General features: G+C 68.6%; 18 protein-coding genes and 1 pseudogene. 10 read left to right on the top strand and 9 right to left on the bottom strand.

What is annotated here, in order from left to right:
- Positions 1 to 594 precede the first annotated feature (594 nt).
- Entirely contained in the window at positions 595 to 864 is a 270-nt protein-coding gene (locus AB0B45_RS16665; RefSeq protein WP_358131169.1) for a hypothetical protein, read from the top strand.
- 342 nt (positions 865 to 1,206) lie between these two features.
- On the top strand, positions 1,207 to 2,001 hold the full coding sequence (locus tag AB0B45_RS16660) for an NAD(P)H-binding protein (protein WP_358131166.1): 795 nt from the start codon (positions 1,207 to 1,209) through the stop codon (positions 1,999 to 2,001).
- A 146-nt stretch (positions 2,002 to 2,147) separates the two neighbouring features.
- Here AB0B45_RS16660 and AB0B45_RS16655 read toward each other — a convergent pair whose 3' ends face one another.
- The 3 genes from AB0B45_RS16655 to AB0B45_RS16645 all read right to left on the bottom strand — a co-directional run bounded on the left by AB0B45_RS16655 (position 2,148) and on the right by AB0B45_RS16645 (position 3,992).
- Positions 2,148 to 2,756 carry a dihydrofolate reductase family protein gene (locus AB0B45_RS16655; protein WP_358131163.1) on the bottom strand — a complete coding sequence of 203 codons (609 nt, stop codon included), beginning with the start codon at positions 2,754 to 2,756 and terminating at the stop codon, positions 2,148 to 2,150.
- Positions 2,757 to 2,863: 107 nt separating this feature from the next.
- Entirely contained in the window at positions 2,864 to 3,142 is a 279-nt protein-coding gene (locus AB0B45_RS16650) for a hypothetical protein (RefSeq protein ID WP_358131161.1), read from the bottom strand.
- Positions 3,143 to 3,428: 286 nt separating this feature from the next.
- On the bottom strand, positions 3,429 to 3,992 hold the full coding sequence (locus AB0B45_RS16645) for an FAD-dependent monooxygenase (protein WP_358131158.1): 564 nt from the start codon (positions 3,990 to 3,992) through the stop codon (positions 3,429 to 3,431).
- A 380-nt stretch (positions 3,993 to 4,372) separates the two neighbouring features.
- Between AB0B45_RS16645 and AB0B45_RS16640 the strand changes: the two genes are divergently transcribed.
- The 3 genes and pseudogenes from AB0B45_RS16640 to AB0B45_RS16630 all read left to right on the top strand — a co-directional run bounded on the left by AB0B45_RS16640 (position 4,373) and on the right by AB0B45_RS16630 (position 6,281).
- Positions 4,373 to 5,455 (top strand): epoxide hydrolase family protein, encoded by a 1,083-nt coding sequence (locus AB0B45_RS16640; RefSeq protein ID WP_358131155.1) that lies wholly within the window; start codon positions 4,373 to 4,375, stop codon positions 5,453 to 5,455.
- Positions 5,452 to 5,708 (top strand): annotated as a pseudogene (locus tag AB0B45_RS16635) (epoxide hydrolase N-terminal domain-containing protein); the annotation flags it as partial. The gene AB0B45_RS16640 and the pseudogene AB0B45_RS16635, both read left to right, overlap by 4 nt.
- Positions 5,682 to 6,281: an alpha/beta fold hydrolase gene (locus AB0B45_RS16630; RefSeq protein WP_358131697.1), complete on the top strand. Its 600-nt coding sequence runs from the start codon at positions 5,682 to 5,684 to the stop codon at positions 6,279 to 6,281. The pseudogene AB0B45_RS16635 and the gene AB0B45_RS16630, both read left to right, overlap by 27 nt.
- A gap of 10 nt (positions 6,282 to 6,291) precedes the next feature.
- On the opposite strand, the gene AB0B45_RS16625 is transcribed toward AB0B45_RS16630, so the two are convergent.
- Positions 6,292 to 8,169 (bottom strand): histidine kinase, encoded by a 1,878-nt coding sequence (locus tag AB0B45_RS16625; protein ID WP_358131153.1) that lies wholly within the window; start codon positions 8,167 to 8,169, stop codon positions 6,292 to 6,294.
- A gap of 32 nt (positions 8,170 to 8,201) precedes the next feature.
- Between AB0B45_RS16625 and AB0B45_RS16620 the strand changes: the two genes are divergently transcribed.
- Positions 8,202 to 8,807: a response regulator transcription factor gene (locus tag AB0B45_RS16620; RefSeq protein WP_358131151.1), complete on the top strand. Its 606-nt coding sequence runs from the start codon at positions 8,202 to 8,204 to the stop codon at positions 8,805 to 8,807.
- A 95-nt stretch (positions 8,808 to 8,902) separates the two neighbouring features.
- Positions 8,903 to 10,183, top strand: a complete 1,281-nt coding sequence (locus AB0B45_RS16615; RefSeq protein ID WP_358131148.1) for a hypothetical protein — start codon at positions 8,903 to 8,905, stop codon at positions 10,181 to 10,183.
- 333 nt (positions 10,184 to 10,516) lie between these two features.
- Here AB0B45_RS16615 and AB0B45_RS16610 read toward each other — a convergent pair whose 3' ends face one another.
- The 4 genes from AB0B45_RS16610 to AB0B45_RS16595 all read right to left on the bottom strand — a co-directional run bounded on the left by AB0B45_RS16610 (position 10,517) and on the right by AB0B45_RS16595 (position 14,545).
- Positions 10,517 to 11,293 carry an ABC transporter permease gene (locus AB0B45_RS16610; protein WP_358131145.1) on the bottom strand — a complete coding sequence of 259 codons (777 nt, stop codon included), beginning with the start codon at positions 11,291 to 11,293 and terminating at the stop codon, positions 10,517 to 10,519.
- The gene (locus tag AB0B45_RS16605) at positions 11,290 to 12,228 is read right to left on the bottom strand and encodes an ATP-binding cassette domain-containing protein (protein ID WP_358131143.1); all 939 of its coding nucleotides are present in this window, start codon (positions 12,226 to 12,228) and stop codon (positions 11,290 to 11,292) included. The genes AB0B45_RS16610 and AB0B45_RS16605 overlap by 4 nt, the downstream gene beginning before the upstream one ends.
- Positions 12,229 to 12,309: 81 nt before the next feature.
- Positions 12,310 to 13,506, bottom strand: a complete 1,197-nt coding sequence (locus AB0B45_RS16600) for a serine hydrolase domain-containing protein (protein WP_358131140.1) — start codon at positions 13,504 to 13,506, stop codon at positions 12,310 to 12,312.
- Positions 13,507 to 13,552: 46 nt separating this feature from the next.
- Positions 13,553 to 14,545, bottom strand: a complete 993-nt coding sequence (locus tag AB0B45_RS16595; protein ID WP_358131138.1) for a hypothetical protein — start codon at positions 14,543 to 14,545, stop codon at positions 13,553 to 13,555.
- A gap of 265 nt (positions 14,546 to 14,810) precedes the next feature.
- Between AB0B45_RS16595 and AB0B45_RS16590 the strand changes: the two genes are divergently transcribed.
- Positions 14,811 to 15,542, top strand: coding sequence for a MarR family transcriptional regulator (locus AB0B45_RS16590; RefSeq protein WP_358131135.1), 732 nt, complete (start codon positions 14,811 to 14,813; stop codon positions 15,540 to 15,542).
- A 324-nt stretch (positions 15,543 to 15,866) separates the two neighbouring features.
- Here AB0B45_RS16590 and AB0B45_RS16585 read toward each other — a convergent pair whose 3' ends face one another.
- Entirely contained in the window at positions 15,867 to 16,460 is a 594-nt protein-coding gene (locus AB0B45_RS16585) for an MBL fold metallo-hydrolase (protein WP_358131132.1), read from the bottom strand.
- 66 nt (positions 16,461 to 16,526) lie between these two features.
- Here AB0B45_RS16585 and AB0B45_RS16580 point away from each other — a divergent pair, with 66 nt between their 5' ends.
- Positions 16,527 to 17,465, top strand: a complete 939-nt coding sequence (locus AB0B45_RS16580) for a helix-turn-helix domain-containing protein (protein ID WP_358131129.1) — start codon at positions 16,527 to 16,529, stop codon at positions 17,463 to 17,465.
- Positions 17,466 to 17,627: 162 nt separating this feature from the next.
- Positions 17,628 to 18,263 (top strand): TetR/AcrR family transcriptional regulator, encoded by a 636-nt coding sequence (locus AB0B45_RS16575; RefSeq protein WP_358131127.1) that lies wholly within the window; start codon positions 17,628 to 17,630, stop codon positions 18,261 to 18,263.
- Positions 18,264 to 18,316: the final 53 nt, after the last annotated feature.

Raw genomic sequence — 18,316 nt, 5'->3', positions numbered from 1 at the left:
TGTCTCGCGCCCGATCCCATCTCGACTTCGCCGATCCGGTAGAGCCTGTGCCAATGTCGCGGTGGGCAGTCGAACTTCACAACGTTGTTCTGCTCCGCGTTCGACAATGCCACGACAGCGATCCGCCGTAGAGAGCATCGCCTCTACTGGTAAGCGAATTGCCGCTCCCCGAAGGCACTCGGCCGTAGCGTGGCGATCCGCGCGGGCGGCCTGCCGCACCTCTTGCGATCACGACTCGCAGCCGTCTCGTGGCGACTGCTTTGCGATTCACCCGGTTAAGAGTCGTCCGCGCCGTGACGACTTGCCGGAACATTGCAATCCGGAGGCGGCGTTCCCCCCGAGCCGGCACAGGGATTTCCGGCGCGGAAGCGTAGTTAATTGTCACAATAAGTGACGCGCATATCGCTCTATACGGCGAAAGGGTAATCCGACCGCCTCAAGGCTTTGGATTTCCCCTGGTGGCGCCGAAGTTGTCGCTAACTAGCGTGGAATCAACGTTCCTACGTTGAATCGACGTCGAACGCGATGCCGATTCGGCGCTCCGTCAGCCCGGGCATTGCCCGGGCGCAACTGATTCACCATGGAGTCGCTGTCATGATCAAAATCAGGAACGCTCTCGTGGCCGGGACGATGGGGGTCTCGGCCTTCCTCGCACCGGTGACGATGCCGGCCCAACCCGCCAGTGCCGAAACCGTGGCAGGGCTCCCCTCCACCACACCCGTTCTCGCTTTCCTGACGCATCCGTGCAGGAAGCACAAGAACCCCGAGAGATGCCGTGCCCAGCTGGGCGAGAACCACGGTGATCACGGCGACGACCTAGACGACGACAACATGACGCATCCCGACGATGCCGGCATCGACTGACACTCGAACGACGTCGTCGAAGACCTGAAGAAGAGCCCTCCCCGGCCCGCATCCGCCCTCCGAAGCAGCCGGGGAAGGGCTTTCTTGCGGTAGGAGCTCGTGCCCGGAGCGGAAGCGGAGCCGTCCCCACGTGCTCGCCGATGCTTTCCAGGGTCCCCTCGTCAGGAGGCGCGCTAGCGGCGGCGGCCCTCCTGCCGGTCAGGCGAATCACAGGCGACAGCCGGTCGCGCTCGTCCTCCGTGTCACATTCGTTCCTCGCCCGGGGTCGAAGCAGTAAAGACCCACGAAAACGAGCGAATCGGACCGAGGCACAGCCTGGACCGGAACGAGTCTGGAGAAGTCATGACGTCATCCATCTTGGTCACTGGTGGCACGGGCACGCTGGGGCGCCTCGTCACGCCGCTCCTGCGGGATGCCGGCTGCGACGTGCGGGTGCTGAGCCGGCGCGGGCACGAGCCCAAGGGGGGCATCGAGTTCGTGACCGGCGACGTGTCCACCGGCGAGGGGCTCGAGGCCGCCGTGCAGGGGGTCGAGACCGTCGTGCACTGCGCAGGAAGCGCCAAGGGCGATGAGGACAAGGCCCGCAACCTGGCGCAGGCGGCGTCCAGGGCCGGTGTCCAGCACCTGGTGTACATCTCGGTCGTCGGCGTCGACCGGGTCCCTGTGGTCAGTGGTGTCGACCGCGCCATGTTCGGCTACTTCGCCGCCAAGCGGGACGCCGAGCGCGTCGTGGCCGAGTCCGGAGTTCCGTGGACCACTCTGCGCGCCACCCAGTTCCACGACTGGATCCTGATGACCCTGCGGCAGATGGCGAAGATTCCGGTGATGCCGCTCTGGGGCGGCGTCAGGTTCCAGCCGGTCGACGCAGGTGAGGTGGCGGCCCGGCTCGTCGAGCTCGCTCTCGGCCGCCCCGCCGGCCTCGCGCCCGACATCGCAGGGCCGCGCGTGTACGGCATGGAGGAGCTCGCCCGCGGCTACCTCCGGGCCACCGGCAAGCGCCGACTGATCATGTCGCTCAGGACTCCCGGCAAGGCCGCCGCCGCGTACCGGGCCGGCGCCAACCTCGCTCCCGAACGCGCCGTGGGGCACCGTACCTGGGAGGACTTCCTCGCCGAGCAGGTGCGTCGGGGCCTGTAGGGCCCGGACCACACCAGGCCATGGCCGATGCCGTCGATCTCGACTCCCTCTGACCAGAACTCCACGTCACCGGCCCTCGCATGCCGTACGGACTCGGTCGCCGTACTGGCTGCCGGGCCGGCTGCTTTCGTGGCGCCGCAGGGGTGCTAGACGACAGAACCGTAGGAGGGTTTGCCCGCCCACTCGTAGGTGACGTACATGACGCCGGCGTCGGTCATGGTCGACCCGGTGGCCTTCAGCACGGCCGGAGTGGTTCCCTCGGCGAAGAGCCGCTTCCCCTGGCCGAGGATGACGGGGAAGATCAGCAGACGGTACTCGTCGACCAGCTCGGCCTCCTGCAGCGTACGGATGAGGTCGCTGCTGCCCTGGACGATGATCTCACCGTCGGTGCTCCGCTTGAGCTCGGCCACCGTCTGGGCGGCCTCGCCCACCAGGACCTGGGTGTTGCGCCACTCGGCGTTCATCGGCGTCCTCGTGGCGACGTACTTCGCCATGCTGTTGATCTTGGCGCCGCCCTCCTCGTCGGGCACGTCGGGCCAGTGCGAGGAGAGGATCTCGTACGACCTGCGGCCCAGGAGCATGCCGTCCGCGCGCTCGAACTGCTCGCCCATGATGTGGCCGAACCCCTCGTCCACGTGCGGGGGCAGCCAGCCGCCATGCTGGAAGTCGTTGGAATCGTCCTCGCCTGGCCCGCCGGGACCCTGCATGACACCGTCCAACGACAGGAACGTCGAAACCACCAGCCTGCTTGCCATCTGGCGCTCCTTCTCTCGCGGTGCGGGTTGGGCGGGTCCGTACGGTCCCGCTGTCTTCGTGTGCCTTCAGCTTGGCGGAACCCGTTTACGGATTCCTTAAGGCTTCCCTACGGCACGGACGGCGACCATGGTGCGGGTGGGATGAGGCCGGCGGCGCGGAGGGCGGCGGCCAGCGCGTCCGGGTGGCCGGTGCGGGTGTGGACCTCGGCCGCGGTGTCGGTGAACTTGATGACGTGCTCGTCGGCGTGGGCGACCGCCCGGTCCAGCACCTCGGCGGCGGCCTGGACCTTGCCGCCCGGAACGCCAGCCCGTGGGCGTGCGGCGCAGGAATCCGCGGCGGGAGGAGTCGGCCGGGGACAGCTCGCTGTCCGGCACGGAAAGGTCAAGCGCCGGGGGTACGTCCGCACCGGTTCCACCCAGGGGCCATGGTGGTGGGGGTGGCCGTGGCCCATGTGTGCCCCCTTGGGGCGATAGCCCATGTGTTGCTCCGTCTGAGAGACGGAGACGCCCGGACCAATCTCACGGAGCATGAGGAACGGCACGTTCTCGAATCACGACGCCCCTGCGAACCGGAGGTTCAGGCATCTGCGCGGCCAGGAGGTCTTCGCCGTGGCGGCTGTCGCCGTTCGTGCAGCACCACCTCATGGCCCGATGGCGAGGCGGCCACCGGCTTCAGATCCGGCTGCTGAGGGTGCGCAGCAGGCGTCCGAACCCCCGCGTGGCCAGACGCGGCGGTGTGGCACCGTTCATGCGCATCAGGTACTCGCTCTGCATCAACGTCCTCGGGCCGGACACCGCGAGGCTGTGCGAGGCGACTGTGGAAGCCAGGGCCGCCTGCCGCCTCCGCCTGGACGAGTACACGCCTACGACCGCGGTCGGATCGGGTACGGCGCCCAGGCAGTCCACCAGCGTCGCCACGTCCTCGAGCGCCTGGTTCGTGCCCAGCGCCATGACAGGCGGCATCCCGTGCGCCGCGTCACCGAGCAGCGCGCACCGCCCGGCACCCCAACGGCACGGCACCTTGTGCCGGGTGTGCGGGAACACTTCGGCGTCGCCGTCCCCCAGCGACGCCAGAACCTGCTCGACCGGCGAGCCCCACCCCGCGAACCGCCGGCGCAGCATCTCCAGCGGCTTGTCCTCCGGTGGCGCGTCCGGCGACCACGGCACGTCGAAGAACCACTGCATGAGCCCATCACCCGCGCCCATGAACCCGAAGTCGCCCTGCCTGCCGACCATCAGCGTCGTGATCGGCCCGGGATCGAACGGCGCAGGCGTCGACGCAAGCGATCTTCATGGCGTCCATGGCTGCCACTGTGCGGCGGCGTGCACCGGACGGACTTCCCTCGGACGGGGGATCAGCCTCCCTCCGGCGAGGGACTCTCCCTCTCAAGGGGGTTGGTGTACCCCCGAGTTGGAGTTCGGCCCGGTCGAGGACCCGGCACTGTGTGTCAATCCGTACTCGATCTTGCGACGGGAGACGTGGAGTACGTCGCCGACAGCCGGCGCCACTGGCCGGCTTCACCACGAACGTGCGGCGAGGAGACTCGTGCATTCTGCACCTCGAACCCGTGCACGGCGAACTACCAGCGAGAACGCGCCTTCACCAGGATGAAGGCATGACTTCGGACATCACTCCCCACCGCATCGAGATCCCCCAGGCAGACCTGGACGACCTGCAGACGCGGCTCGATCTGGCCCGCTTCACCGACGAGTTCCCCGACGCCTACGGCGTGAGCGTCCAGCGCGTCAGGCGGCTGGTCGACCACTGGAGGAACGGCTACGACTGGCGTGCGTGGGAAGCCAGGTTGAACGCCTACCCGCAGTTCACCACCGAGATCGACGGGCAGACGATCCACTTCTTCCACGTGCGCTCCGGAAAGCAGGACGCGCTGCCGCTGATCCTCACCCACGGCTGGCCCGGTTCGATCGTGGAGTTCCTCGACGTCATCGAGCCGCTGTCAAAGGACTTCCACCTGGTCATCCCCTCAATTCCCGGGTTCGGCTTCTCTGGGCCGACCACGGAGAGCGGCTGGGAGACCGTGCGCACCGCCAAGGCCTGGGTCGAGCTGATGGCGCGGCTCGGCTACGAGCGCTACGGCGCCGTCGGCAACGACGGCGGTTCGATGATCTCGCCGGAGGTCGGCCGCCTGGCCCCCGCCAACGTCGTGGGCGTGCACGTCACGCAGATCTACTCCTTTCCCTCCGGCGACCCGGCCGAGTTCGAGGGCATGACCGAGGAGGAGCAGGCCGCGATGGGGGTGCTGCAGTGGTTCTGGGAGGAGAAGGGCGCTTTCAACACCCTGCACTCCCAGCAGCCGCAGACGCTGGCGCACGCCTTGGCCGACTCGCCCGTCGGCCTCCTGGGCTGGAACGCCCAGCTCTTCGACGACGACCTCGACGACGAGTTCGTGCTCACCAACACCGCCATCTACTGGCTCACCCGTACGGCGGGCTCCTCGATCCGCTTCTACTACGAGAACGCCAAGGCGGGCCGGCAGCCGACCGAACCGACCACGGTGCCGATCGGGCTCGCCGCGGCCAAGGGCGACTTCGCCTCCATCAGGCGCTTCGCCGAACGCGACCACAAGAACATCGTGCAGTGGCACACCTACGAGAGCGGCGGGCACTACGCCGCGCACATGGCACCCACCGTCTACGCGGATGACGTCCGCGGATTCTTCACGAAGGTGAATGAATGAGACCGTTCGCGATCGACATCCCGCAGGCCGACCTCGACGACCTTCAGGATCGGCTGAGCCGTACCCGCTGGCCTGCGGTGCTGCCAGGCGCGGAGTGGAGCAGGGGGTGCCTGTGCCCTACCTCCAAGACCTGGTGGCGCACTGGCGGGACGGCTTCCGGTGGAGGGACTGGGAGCGGCGGCTGAACGCCTTCCCGCAGTTCGTCGACGAGATCGACGGTCAGCCCGTGCACTTCTTCCACGTGCGCTCCGCCAACGAGGACGCTCTCCCGCTGATCATCACGCACAGCTGGCCGAACTCGGTCGCCGAGTTCCTGAACGTCCTGGGCCCGCTCGCCGAGACCTTTCACGTGGTCGCGCCCTCGCTGCCCGGGTTCGGGTTCTCTCCGTTCCCCGAGCCAGCCGACGAGCGGCGGTGGAGCATCGAGCGGGTGGCCCGCACCTGGGCCGAGCTGATGCGCAGGCTCGGCTACGAGAGGTACGGCGCGCACGGCAACGACGCGGGCGCGTTGGTCTCGCCCCAGCTCGGGGCCCTGTTCCCCGAGCACGTGGTGGGAGTGCACATCACGGGAGGGGTTGGCATGCCCACCGGTGACCCTGGCGAGCTGGACGGACTGTCGGAGGAGGAGCGGGCGAGCGTGGCCTGGCTGGCCGACATGCTGGCAGGATCGGGCGGCAGCGGCTACGCGCCCTACCTGGCCGCCAGGCCGCAGACGCTCAGCTTCGGCTGGTCCGACTCGCCGGTCGCGCAACTGGCCTATCTCGTGGAGCGGTTCAGGGAGTTCGACGGCTGGCAGCCGGATGCTGTCCTAGCGGCGCTGCTCTGATGGCGCTGTCCTAGCGGGGGACGGACGCGACCAGGGTGAACGTGCCGTCGCCCTGGTCGCCCGCCGAGAACGAGCCGCCCGCCGCCTCGACCCTGGCCGTCAGATTGGCCAGCCCGCTGCCCGTCGCCGGTACGGCCTCCGCCACGCCGTCGTCGGCGACGCGCAGCCGTACCTCATGCCCGTCGTTGGCGATGCGCAGCCGTACCTCATGCCCGTCGTTGGTGACGCGCAGCCGTACTTCATGCCCGTGGTTCTCGACCGAGATCGTGCACGACCGCGCGGCCGAGTGCCTGACGACGTTCGTCACGGCCTCGCGAAGGACGGTGGCGAGCACAGGGAGCTCCTCCGGGTCGGAGGCGTCCACCCGGATGTCCACGCCTGCGGAGGCGAGCAGCGCTCGGGCGGAGTCGATCTCCTTCGGCAGGCTCAGCACGGCGCCCTCCGCGGTGATCGAGCGCACGTCCGAGAGGGCTCGCGCCGCCAGCGGGCCTACCTCCCGCAGCAGGTCCTCCGCCTTGCCAGGGTCGTCGTCAAGCACGCGAAGACCCAGTTCGACCTTGAGCGTGATGGCCGACAGGGTGAAGCCGAGCAGGTCGTGCACGTCCCTGGCCAGCCGGAGCCGCTCGGCGATCACGGCATTCCTGGCGATCTGCCCGCGGAGAGCACGAAGGCGCACGGCCGCCTCGGGGAGGCGGTTGAACGCGAACACGCCTATGGCGATGACGATCGTCGACGCGGTCTGGTAGAGCGCGTAGCCGCCGACATCCGGGTAGAGCTGCAGCACCTGCCCTGCGCCGACGGCGACGACCCCGACGATGGGCACCGACCAGCGGGCGGGCAGCCACAGCAGCGTGTTGGCCACGGCCAGGCTCAGCAGAGCCGACATCGTGCCGTGCCCCACATACACGGTGGCCGCGCCGGTGATCAGGATCTGGGCCGGGAGCGTCCAGTGCCAGGCCATGGGAGCCGAGGCCCGGGGAACGCCGTGGTAGAGCTGGAGCACGGCGGCCAATGACGCGACGACCAGGGCGACGGCCCAGTCTGACTGATCCGCGGTGTCCTCCGCGACGTTTCTGAGCACAATGATCGAGATGCTGGCGGTCATCGCGATCATGAACCAGCGTGCGAGCCCGGTCGAGGCGTCAGGAAGGTCGGCCCGGTGGGCGGGCACGGGGTCCCCGCGGACGGCGGCGACCGCCCGAGCCTCCGCCGCCGCCTCTCGTGAGATCCGCGCCATGTCGGCGAGCGTGTCGGCGAGCACGTCGGAGGAGACAGGGGCCCGGCGCGACAGCGTCAGGATGCGGGAGAGCCGGGCGCCGATGGCCCTGCGAAGGTCGGCGGCCGCGCTCAGGCGCTCGTCCGCCACCTTCAGTTCGGCGAGCTGCCGGTTGGCCGTGTGCGTCTCGACCAGCAGGACGGCCAGCCGTACCAGCGCGAAGAGCGTGAGCCCGGTGTTCAGGTCGATGATCGTGAAGCTGGCGACGGTGAAGACGCTCGACCCGTGGAGTACGGCCGCCACCAGCGTGTCGGCGGCCATCACCCCCGCGAACAGCAACCACCCCGCAGGGCCGGCGAAGGTCAGCGGCATCGCCGCGGCCAGCGGCCCTGCGATCGGTCCCCACAGCATCGCGAACGGCACGTAGGCGCCGAAGGTCACGGCTGCCAGGATAGGGAGGGCCCAGCGTCTGCCCATGGCTGCCACAGCGAAGAGCGCGAAGACGGACACGATGAGGCCCAGGCCGATCGCCGAGGTGAGCGGCGAGGACCGTTCCCAGAGGCGGGCCATGACCTGAAAGATGGTGAATCGCGCCGGGACGAGCAGGGCGATGTACCCGAACATCAGCGCCCAGCCGATCCACGGCCGTCCACTCGCGTCCTTGACCGTCACGTGCGCTTTGTATCACGCCTAGCATGCAACTTGTGATTCGTGTGCTTGTGGCGGAGGATGTCCGGATACTCCGCGAGGCGCTTGTCGCTCTGCTCGGCTACGAGGAGGGTATCGAGGTCGTGGCCGAAGTGGACTCGGGCGACGCGATCGTGCGCGCGGCGCTGGAGCACCGGCCCGACGTCGCGGTGCTCGACATCGAGCTGCCCGCGCTCGACGGGCTGGCCGCCGCCGCCGACCTGCACGAGCGGCTGCCCGAATGCCGCGTGCTGATCCTCACCGGGCTGGGCAGGCCGGGCAACCTGCGGCGGGGCGTCGACGCGCACGTCTCCGGCTTCATGCTGAAGGACTCGCGGCCGCAGGATCTGGTGGCGGCCATCCGCACGGTCGCGGCCGGCGGCCTCGTCATCGACCAGCAGCTCGCCTACGCGGCGCTCGACGTCCCCGGCAACCCGCTGACCGAGCGCGAGGCCGAGGTCCTGCGCCTGACGGGTGGGGGCGCCACGCCCCGCGACATCGCCCGAGACCTGTACCTCAGCTACGGCACCGTGCGCAACTACCTCGCCTCCGCCGTGACCAAGCTGAACGCCCGCACCCGCATGGACGCGGTCCGCATCGCCACCGAGGCGGGCTGGCTCTGAGACGCGGCTCTCCTCGGCTGCTTCCGGAAGCTCTTGATGGAACGTGCCAACAGGCACATACTCCAGGCTTCTGCCCCTTTCACGAAGGATGCGCCATGGGCTTCGAAGCCGGCTGGATCGCTCACCCCACGTATCCGGAACGACCGAGCATCTCCAAAGCGGAGAACCGCGAGGCCTTACTCGCCTTCGACAAGATCGACGACGGCGGGTTCGGCGAGGAATGGCCGATCACCGGCACCCAGGTCGCCGCCGGTGATCTCGAGGTCGACCCCGACGTCTGGAAGCAGAAGGACAACGTCTGGTTCGTCAGCTGCAATTACATGGGCCTCGGCGAGATCTGGGTGGCTCGCCACCTGCTCGGCGACCCGAGCTACGAGCTCACCGCGGTGCAGATCAGGAAGGCGTACGAGGGCGAGGAGGGCGAGCTCGCCCACTTCTGGAACGAGCGCAAGGCGGAGATGGAGCCGGACGGCCCGCGCGCGACGCTCACCCTGACCGGCATCATGTCGGGCCGCAGGGTCAGCGACAACAAAGCCATCGACGTTCCGGCCGGCACGTACCAGAGCCAGGGCACGGAACCGCGCAAGGTGTACGGCGAGCGGCAGCTCGCGCCGTTCAGCGTCATCGTCCTGGTGAACGGCGAGCGGATCATGATCAACCCGGACGACTTCTTCGGCCACGTCGACGCCCACAACGTCGAAGCCCGCCAGCAGAACCTCAACGTAGAGATCAACGCGGCGACCATCAGGGAACTGTTCACCGGCACCACGTCGATCGTCGCCCCGTACGTGCCGCAGGGCCACTGGCTCACCGACGCCCACGTCCACTACGTGACGCCTGCGCAGATGGGCGCGGTGTTCGTGCGCAAGACGATGCCGGAGAGCGAGCAGGCCGTCCAGGACGCACGCGCCGCGAACCCTGCCCTGTTCGACGTCGGGGTGACCACCCCGGGCGTCCGCTTCGGCGACCACATCTTCATCCTGCTCGACGAGCTGGGCATCGGTGTGGAGTACCACGAGGCGGTGCACCGGCTGTCACACCCGGCGACGCTGGCGATCCTGGGGTTCGGCTTCAACGAGGGCGTCACCGAGTACTTCACCCGAGAGCTGTTCAAGCACGCGGCCAGGCCACCGAAGGTGGTCAGGCCGGACGACCAGTACATGTCGCAGCGTGAGGCGGTCGAGGCGCTGCTGACGGCCGAGGCGTTCACACCGCACGACTTGGCCGAGGCGTACTTCATGGGCGACATCCAGCCGCTGTTCACCAAGGCGGCCGCGCGGCTGGGGCGGCAGTTCAGCCTGCAGGCGTACGCGCAGTACGTGCGCAGCAGCCACGCGTCGGCGGCGGTCAAGGTGCTGGAGGTCCTGGCTGACTGATGGGGTCCTGCCGGCGGAGGGCTCTGGCGGTTCGCGTGGATCCTGCTATGCCCGCTGCCTCCTGCTCCAGGCCGCTCGTTGCGAAGTGCCGAGTTGCCGATGGACATCGGCACTTCGGGGGTTCGGGGACAGGCCGATCCAGCTGGGGGGCGGGCTGACGACCGATGAACAGTGTCTGGCCGGGCTGATCGAGTGTGCCCCTGCAGGGTTCGAACCCGCGCACCCGGCTCCGGAGGCCCCTGCACGATCACATAGACCGCGGCGGCCGGGGGGAGCGCGGTCGGCGTGCCGTCCACCAGACCGCAGTTTCACCCCGTGTCGTAGCTGGGACGCTTACCGGGCGGGGTCGCGGCTGTAGAGCTTCCTGGCCCACAGGTAGCCGACCAGGGCGATGCCGATGCTCCAGCAGATGGAGGCGGTGGCGTGGTTGCCCAGCGGGGTGCCGAGCAGCAGGGACCGCAGGGTTTCGATGAGCGGAGTGAAGGGCTGGTGCTCGGCGAACCAGCGCAGCGGCCCCGGCATGGAGGCGGTGGGGACGAAACCGCTGCCGAACAGCGGCAGGAGCATCAGCGGCATGGGGATGTTGCTGGCGATCTCGACGGTGGGCGAGACCAGGCCGAGCGCGGCCGACAGCCAGGTGAGGCCGAGGACGAACAGGGCCAGGATGCCGAGCGCCGCGAGCCACTGGACGGGGCCGGTGGTCGAGCGGAATCCGAGGAGTACGGCGATGCCGGTGACGACGGCGACGCCGAGCAGGGTCTGGATCATGCTGCCGAGCACGTGGCCGGTCGGGACGGAGGCGCGGGAGATGGCCATCGTGCGGAAGCGGGCGACGATGCCCTCGGTCATGTCGGTGGCGACGGTCACGGTGGTGGCGGTGGCGGCCGAGGCGACGGTCATGAGGATGATGCCGGGGGTGACGTAGGCGAGGTAGTCGGCGCGGCCGCCGGCCTGGCCGAGTCCGGCGCCGAGGGTGCCGCCGAAGACGTAGACGAACAACAGCAGGAAGACGATCGGCATGCCGATGATCATGAGGGTGAGGGTGGGGTAGCGGAGCATGTGCCGCAGGTTCCGGCGCAACATCGTGGCCGAGTCGCTGAGCGCGTTCATCGGGCGGCCTCTCTTTCCTGGGTGAGGGCGAGGAAGACGTCGTCGAGGTCGGGGGTGTGGACGGTCAGCTCGTCAACGGTGATCGACGCGCTGTCGAGCCAGTCGAGCAGGGCACGCAGCGATCTGACTCCGCCGTCGCTGGGCACGTGCAGGGTGAGCGTCTCCTCGTCGCTGTAGGTCGAGCGCAGCGCCTGGGCCGCGGCCACGAAGCCGCGCGGGTCGGCGAAGCGCAGGCTGACGTGCCCGCCGGGGACCAGGCGCTTGAGTTCCTCCGCGCTGCCCTGTGCGACCAGGCTGCCCTGGTTGAGCACGGCGATCCTGTCGGCGAGCTGGTCGGCCTCCTCCAGGTACTGGGTGGTGAGGAAGATCGTGACGCCGTGGTCGGCGACCAGGCCGCGGATGATCTGCCACATGGTGCGGCGGCTGCGCGGGTCCAGGCCGGTGGTGGGCTCGTCGAGGAAGATGATGCGGGGGTCGCCGACGAGGGTCATGGCCAGGTCGAGGCGGCGTCGCATGCCGCCTGAGTAGGTCGCGGCGGGCTTGCGTGCGGCTTCGGTCAGGTCGAACTGCTCCAGCAGCTCCCGCGCCCGCCCGCGGCCGCCGGATCGGCCCAGGTGGTGCAGGTCGGCCATCAGGCGGAGGTTCTCCTCCCCGGTGAGCAGGCCGTCCACCGCGGAGTACTGGCCGGTGACGCCGATCGCGGCGCGTACCGCCTGGGCGTCCCTGGTCAGGTGGTGGCCGGCGACCCGGACGTCGCCGCCGTCGGCGGAGATGAGCGTGGAAAGGATCTTCACCATGGTGGTCTTGCCGGCGCCGTTAGGGCCGAGCAGGGAGAAGACGGTGCCTGCCGCGATGTCCAGGTCGACGCCGTCGAGGACGAGGTGCTCGCCGTAGGCCTTGCGCAGGCCGGTGGCGGAGATCGCGAGGTCGGTCATGATCGAGTCCTTGAGGGTCGGGTACGGACCCGGGGGCGGCGCCTTCCTGGGCCGCCCTCGAGTCCTACGGCGTGGTCGCGATTATCGGGACGTGGTCGGGCAGAACTCGGCGTCCAGCACGTTGATGAGGACGCCCAGTCCGCTCCTGTCGCCGTTGACCTGGCTGGTGAGCAGGTGCTTGCCGTCGCGGGAGCCCATGGCGTAGGTCCAGGAGCCGTAGGTCAGACCGCCGGCGCCCCAGACCGCGACGCCGCACGACAGCTTCTGGGTGAAGACGCCCAGTCCGTAGCGGGTCGCGGGGATCCACGGGTGGGCCTTGCCGTTCACGCTGGTGTCGACGGGGTTGTCGAACATCTCGTGCTGCTGGGCGGGCGGCAGCAGGCGTCCGCCCAGCAGTGCGCTGAAGAAGCGCTGGAGGTCGCCGGTGGTCGAGACGATGCCGCCGGCCGCCCAGGCGAAGGACTGGTTCATCTCGGTCGCGTCGTGGATCTTGGGGTTGGGGTCCTGGGAGAACAGGGTGGAGTAGTGCCGGGGGTGGGCGCCGCGGATCTTCGCCTCACTTCCCGGCAGGTAGGTTCCGGTCAAGCCGAGCGGGCGGATGATGCGCTGGTGGAGCTCCTGGCCGTAGGTCTTTCCCGTCGCCTTTTCGATGATCATGGCGGCCAGGTAGTAGTTGGTGTTGGAGTAGCCGAAGCCCTTGCCCGGATCGAAGTAGGGCCCGGCGGCGTTGGCCAGGCCGATCTTCACCAGCTGCTCGGGGGTGTAGGAGTCGTAGCGGTGCTCGTACCAGGCGTCACCTACGCCCTTGGCGAAGAACTCCTCGTCGTTGCCGTAGTTGTAGATCCCGCTGCTGTGGTTGAGCAACATCCGGATGGTGATCTTCCGGCCGTCGTAACCGTTGCCCTGGACAAGGCCGGGCAGCCACTTCTCCACCGTGTCGTCGAGCTTCAGTTTCCGCTCCGCGACCAGTTGCAGGACCACGGTGGCGGTGAACGCCTTGGTGGTGCTCCCGATACGGAACCGCTCATGCGGCCGGCGCTTGCGGCCGGTCGTGGTGTCGGCCACGCCCGCCGAGCCGAACCATCTGCCGCGGCGGTCACGGACTTCGGCGACGATGCCGGGAGCGCCGCTGCCGGCCACGGCGTTGTCAAGAGCGCGTTGCACTTCGGCGTGGCCGGAGGCGGACGGTGTGGCTGCCGCGGGGGCCGCCAGGGCGCCCCCGGCGATCATCACGGTGGCGAGGAGCAGTCCCGCCTTGGCGGAGAAGGACGTGGTCATGTCGGTTTCCTTCAGGAGTTCGGTTCTCAAGGTCAAGGGAGGTCGTTCAGTGCGCCATCTGGTCGCGCTTCAGGGTTCCGGCCGGTACGGCGCTCGCGTGCTTGGCGGTGACGATCACCCCTGCGGTGGTCGCCGCCGTGAGTAGCAGCACCGCGGCCAGGGCGAGGAGGGTGCTGGTGTCCGGGTGAATCAGGGACTGGCCGCGCCAGGCCTGCCAGGTCACGACCGCGACCAGCCCGGCGTAGCCGAGGGCGGCGCTGCCGACCAGGCGGGCGCGTACCTTCTCATCGCGCAGCCAGGCGCGCTTGGCGGCCAGAGCGGCCAGCACCACGGTGAGCAGGAGGAGCACCTGGATGCCGTGGAGAGCGAAGAAGTGCGGTACCCGGAAGTCGCCACCGGTCACGCTCCAGCCGGTGAGGGGCATGCCGTGGCCGTCGGGGTCGCCGATGCCGTGGCCCTGGTACATCGGCACCTGACGGCCGTTGGCGTCGGTCACCGTGCGGGGGTGGATCTCGGCGACCAGCCAGTAGACAGGCACCAGCATGCCGAAGACGGCCAACCCCAGCCCGGCGCGGATCGCTCGGTTCAACGTGGCCCCGCCGGTGCGCTGGATCAGCACGACGATCGCCAAGATCAGCTGCGTGATGAGGATGATCATCACGCCGTAGGTGAGGATGGGGACCAGGGCCACGGTGACCGGGTCGGTCTGCTCGGCGTTGAAGTGGCTGAAGGTGCCGCGCGCCGCCTGCGCGGTGATGGCGCCGACCTCGACGGTGGCGGCCAGCGCGAAAGCGGTGCCGATCCACCAGCCCAGCCGCCTCCCCTTGCGCAGCTTGGTCAGCAGCCACGCCAGCGTGCCGGCGTAAAGAGCGAAGGCGAAGCCGAACTTCAACGGCTTGACCCACACCGACTCATCCAGCAGCGTCCGGCCGTCCACCACGAGCCCGACACCGGCGGCCAGCACGAGGCCCAGCATGAGGAGCGCGCAGACCACCAGTGGCCGGTGCCAGGTGCGCAAGGGGGTGAGGAAGGAAGTCATGAGGGGGCTCCGATCACAGCGACGAGCAGCCCCCGTTCGGGCGGCTCCGATGTCGTTCGCTTGTTTGCGAATGACTAAAAGCTAACTTGCTTTCACTGATTCGTCAATCCAGGAAATGGTGAGAATCGCTACCTAGCAGGTCAGCGCCATAAAGCTTGCAATGACGGTGAAGATGAATGCAAATCCAGCCTCAACTCACTTGCAATGGAGTGCCTGCGAACGCAATACTGGCCACACCAAGAGACGTGACACGGAGGCAGGACCGATGCCCGGAGGCAGACTGACCCAGCAGGACCGGCAGAAGATCGCCGAGGGACTGGCAGAAGGACTCACCTACACCGAGATCGCCGGCCGCCTGGACAGGCCCATCTCCACGATCACCCGGGAGGTGGCCCGCAACGGTGGCCACGGCGGCTACCGCGCCGACCGGGCACATCAGGCGACCCAAGGGCGCGCTCGCCGCAGCAAGCCGGCCCCGCCCCCGCCCCCGACCCCTCCGACCGTCACTGACGCACACGGGCGCGACCCCGAGGCAGTAGCCGAGCTGGAGGAACAGTTCACCGCGATGATGGTCGGCACGGGTCTGCCGCGGATGACGGCCCGAGTGCTGACCTGCCTGTACGTCACCGACGGTGGCAGCCTGACCGCCGCCGAGCTCGTTCAGCGCCTCCAGGTCAGCCCCGCCTCCATCTCCAAGGCCGTCGGCGAACTCGAACAGCAGGAGCTCATCAGGCGCGAACGCGACCCCCGCCGGCGGCGCGATCGGTACGTCATCGACGCCGACGCCTGGTTCCGCGGCTGGATGGCCAGCGCCCGCCAGAACACCATGCTGGCCGACTTCGCCCGTCAAGGCGCCAAGATCCTCGGCGCGACCACACCCGCCGGCACCCGGATGCAGGACATCGGCCACTTCTTCGAGCACGTCGGCCAGGCCATGATCCAGGCAGCCGAGGAATGGCGGCAGGACTATGCCACGAAGCGCACCGTAGACGGCTAGCACGGCGCAGCGATGCACCGGAAGTCGGTCTCCTCGGAAACCACCGGTCGTGACGGCCGTCGGAACTGGTCACCTCTTCGACATCCGCTCAGGTCGCCTCTCGCGAAAGTCCCTCAGAACCGGCGGGCGGGCGAGGGACGCCGCGGGTGCTCCAGGTCCAGATGCCGGTTCATGTCGAGCTCGAAACGGCCGTACACCTGTCTCGCGCCACCTGTCGACACCCCGCCGGGAAACCGCAAGATCGCAGGTGGTGACCGTCGATGACTCGTGCCGAGAATCCACGTCGGTGAACGGTTCGGCGAGTGGATTCCGACAGGCACCGCGTCAGCGCGGAGTGGCCGCTGTCGGGGTGAAGGGCGCACCATGGCCGGGGACGATGAGGTCGGCGATGGCCAGCACGCGCTCCCGGCTGGCCCGAAGGACATGGCGGTCGATGGTGACCGGGTCGTCGGCGGGGCCGTCGGCCCGCCACCACAGGTCACCCGCGAAGGCCACGACACCCTCGGCGGTACCGGCCAGGAGGGTGATGTCCTCGGCGCTGTGGCCAGGGGTGGCGATCAGTTTGATCGACGGGGAGAACTCGTAGCCCTCGGCGTCCCTGCTCGTCCACTCATGGCCCCGGTAGATCGCCTTGTGGTCGTGGACACGCGCCTGGCCGAACAGGCCGACGTTGAGGATGTTGTCGGGGTGGTGGTGGCTGAGCACCACGTCCGTCACCTCGCTTGTCTTGAGGCCGAGATCGGCGAGCGCGTCTGTGATCACCGACTGGCTCGCGACCATGCCGGGGTCCACCACGATTCTGAGGTCGCCCTCGGTGACGTAGGACACGGTGGCGGCCACGCCGGGTCCCGTGGAGGTCGTGTAGCCGGTGGCGAGGATATGGAAGGCAGCCGAACGGCCGCTGGGTACGTCGGTCATGGAAAGCAGTCTGACGACGACGCGATTCCTCCAACAGTGGCCGGGACACCTATTATCGTGGGTTTTATGCCAAGGTTTCGGTCGGTCGCCGCCTATGCCCCACAGGGGGTCACCGCGCTGGGGCTGGGCATCGTGAATGAGATCTTCCGCCGCCCCGGCTTCGACTTCGCCATCTGCGCCGAGCGGCCCGGCACACTGCGCACCGACCTCGACCTGCCCCTGCCGGTCGCGTACGGCCTGGACCGACTCGCCGACGCCGATCTGGTCCTGGCTCTGCCAGGGGTGGAGTTTCGCGCCGATCCGCCGCAGGCCGTCCTTGCCGCCTTCCGCGCCGCGTACGGCCGGGGAGCGATCATCGCCGCCCACTGTGTCGGCACGTTCCTGCCAGCCGCCGCTGGGTTGCTCGACGGCCTGGAGGCGACGACCCACTGGCGCTTCGCTGCCGATCTCGCCGCCCGCCATCCAGCCGTGCGGGTCCGTCCCGAGTCACTCTACGTCGATCAGGACCACATCGTCACCGGTGCGGGCGCCGTGGCGGGCATCGATCTTTGCCTCTACCTGATCCGTCGCGAGCACGGCGCCGCGCAAGCCAACGCGATCGCCCGCGACCTGGTGACCATGCCCTACCGCAGCGGTGGTCAACTGCAGTACCTGCCCGCGCCCGTCCCAGACGACGGCGACGACGAGCGTCTCTCCGAGGTGATCGCCTGGGCCAGGGCCGGCCTGGACCGCCGGATCTCCGTCGACGATCTCGCCGCCCGCGCCCTGATGAGCCGCCGCTCCTTCTCCCGCCGTTTCAAGGCCGCCACCGGCACGACCCCGCACGCCTGGCTGCTGGCCCAGCGCCTGAACCTCGCCGAAGAGCTCCTGGAGACCACCGATCTACCCGTCGAGAACATCGCTCATCACGTCGGCTACCGCAGCGCCGCCGTGTTCCGGGAGCAGTTCGCGCTCCGCCGCGGCGTGCCACCCCGCGACTACCGCAGGGCCTTCAGGCAGCGCTGAAACCCCAACAAGTCCTAAGTCTGCTAGGGTCCCAGCGCATCAGGACCGGCAGGACGGCGAGGTCATCGCAGTATCTGCGCTCCACGAACGGGGCCGACAGATGGTCTGCCCTTGCCTGTCAAATGGTTGACCCTGCCCGCTTACATTCATACCGTCCGCTTCATGACCTATGCCGACGACGAGCGAGAGACGATCATGCAGATCGCGACCCGCATGTTCGCGGCTTTCGGATATGACGGGACCTCCCTTCAGCAGATAGCGGAGGCCGCCGGGTTCGATGTCGCCACGGTCACCTCCCAATTGGGGAGCAAGCGGGATATCTACCTCGCCGTCATGGAACGTGCCCACGAGGCTGATCGCACCGCGATCGAGTCGGTCATGGCCCAGTTCACTCCGCTGTCCCCCGCCGACGCTCCCAAGATGATCCACGCGCTGGCCGACAACTATCTGGACTTCTGCCTGACCAACCCGCACATCCCCGCACTCTGGGCGCACCGCAGCCTCTTCGACGCCCAGGACATCACCGACCTCGAGCGTCACTACGTCTGGCCGCTGCACGCCCGGGTCCACAAGAGCATCCAGCCCGCCCTCGAGGCCGGACACATCGACGACTCTCCCGACTTCAGGTACGTCCTCTGGACGATGATCTGGTGTGTCGAAGGCTTCTGCTGCGGCGACGTACTCGACGACGAGGGCAACCGCCTCGGCCCCGATGATCAGCAAGCCCGCATCGACTTCCGCAGGTACCTCCACCTCGTGCTCGACCGTCTGCTCACCCCGCCGCAGAAGACCCCCTGACGCAGGCGACCACCAGGAGGTCCCGGCGGCGTTCCGGTCTGATGCGGTGTCGT

The organism is Nonomuraea sp. NPDC049152, from assembly GCF_040648355.1.
Taxonomy (GTDB): domain Bacteria; phylum Actinomycetota; class Actinomycetes; order Streptosporangiales; family Streptosporangiaceae; genus Nonomuraea.
The sequence above is the reverse complement of the archived record's forward strand: the minus strand, read 5'-3'. Positions and strand labels throughout refer to the sequence as shown.

What these genes read in the sequence shown, in the direction of transcription:
- AB0B45_RS16600 (WP_358131140.1), bottom strand. Translation starts at nt 13,506, where the DNA reads ATGACCACGTCCTTCTCCGCCAAGGCGGGACTGCTCCTCGCCACCGTG.
- AB0B45_RS16640 (WP_358131155.1), top strand. Translation starts at nt 4,373, where the DNA reads ATGACTTCGGACATCACTCCCCACCGCATCGAGATCCCCCAGGCAGAC.
- AB0B45_RS16585 (WP_358131132.1), bottom strand. Translation starts at nt 16,460, where the DNA reads ATGACCGACGTACCCAGCGGCCGTTCGGCTGCCTTCCATATCCTCGCC.
- AB0B45_RS16575 (WP_358131127.1), top strand. Translation starts at nt 17,628, where the DNA reads ATGACCTATGCCGACGACGAGCGAGAGACGATCATGCAGATCGCGACC.
- AB0B45_RS16655 (WP_358131163.1), bottom strand. Translation starts at nt 2,756, where the DNA reads ATGGCAAGCAGGCTGGTGGTTTCGACGTTCCTGTCGTTGGACGGTGTC.
- AB0B45_RS16605 (WP_358131143.1), bottom strand. Translation starts at nt 12,228, where the DNA reads ATGACCGACCTCGCGATCTCCGCCACCGGCCTGCGCAAGGCCTACGGC.
- AB0B45_RS16615 (WP_358131148.1), top strand. Translation starts at nt 8,903, where the DNA reads ATGGGCTTCGAAGCCGGCTGGATCGCTCACCCCACGTATCCGGAACGA.
- AB0B45_RS16665 (WP_358131169.1), top strand. Translation starts at nt 595, where the DNA reads ATGATCAAAATCAGGAACGCTCTCGTGGCCGGGACGATGGGGGTCTCG.
- AB0B45_RS16610 (WP_358131145.1), bottom strand. Translation starts at nt 11,293, where the DNA reads ATGAACGCGCTCAGCGACTCGGCCACGATGTTGCGCCGGAACCTGCGG.
- AB0B45_RS16595 (WP_358131138.1), bottom strand. Translation starts at nt 14,545, where the DNA reads ATGACTTCCTTCCTCACCCCCTTGCGCACCTGGCACCGGCCACTGGTG.
- AB0B45_RS16660 (WP_358131166.1), top strand. Translation starts at nt 1,207, where the DNA reads ATGACGTCATCCATCTTGGTCACTGGTGGCACGGGCACGCTGGGGCGC.
- AB0B45_RS16580 (WP_358131129.1), top strand. Translation starts at nt 16,527, where the DNA reads ATGCCAAGGTTTCGGTCGGTCGCCGCCTATGCCCCACAGGGGGTCACC.
- AB0B45_RS16590 (WP_358131135.1), top strand. Translation starts at nt 14,811, where the DNA reads ATGCCCGGAGGCAGACTGACCCAGCAGGACCGGCAGAAGATCGCCGAG.
- AB0B45_RS16645 (WP_358131158.1), bottom strand. Translation starts at nt 3,992, where the DNA reads ATGGTCGGCAGGCAGGGCGACTTCGGGTTCATGGGCGCGGGTGATGGG.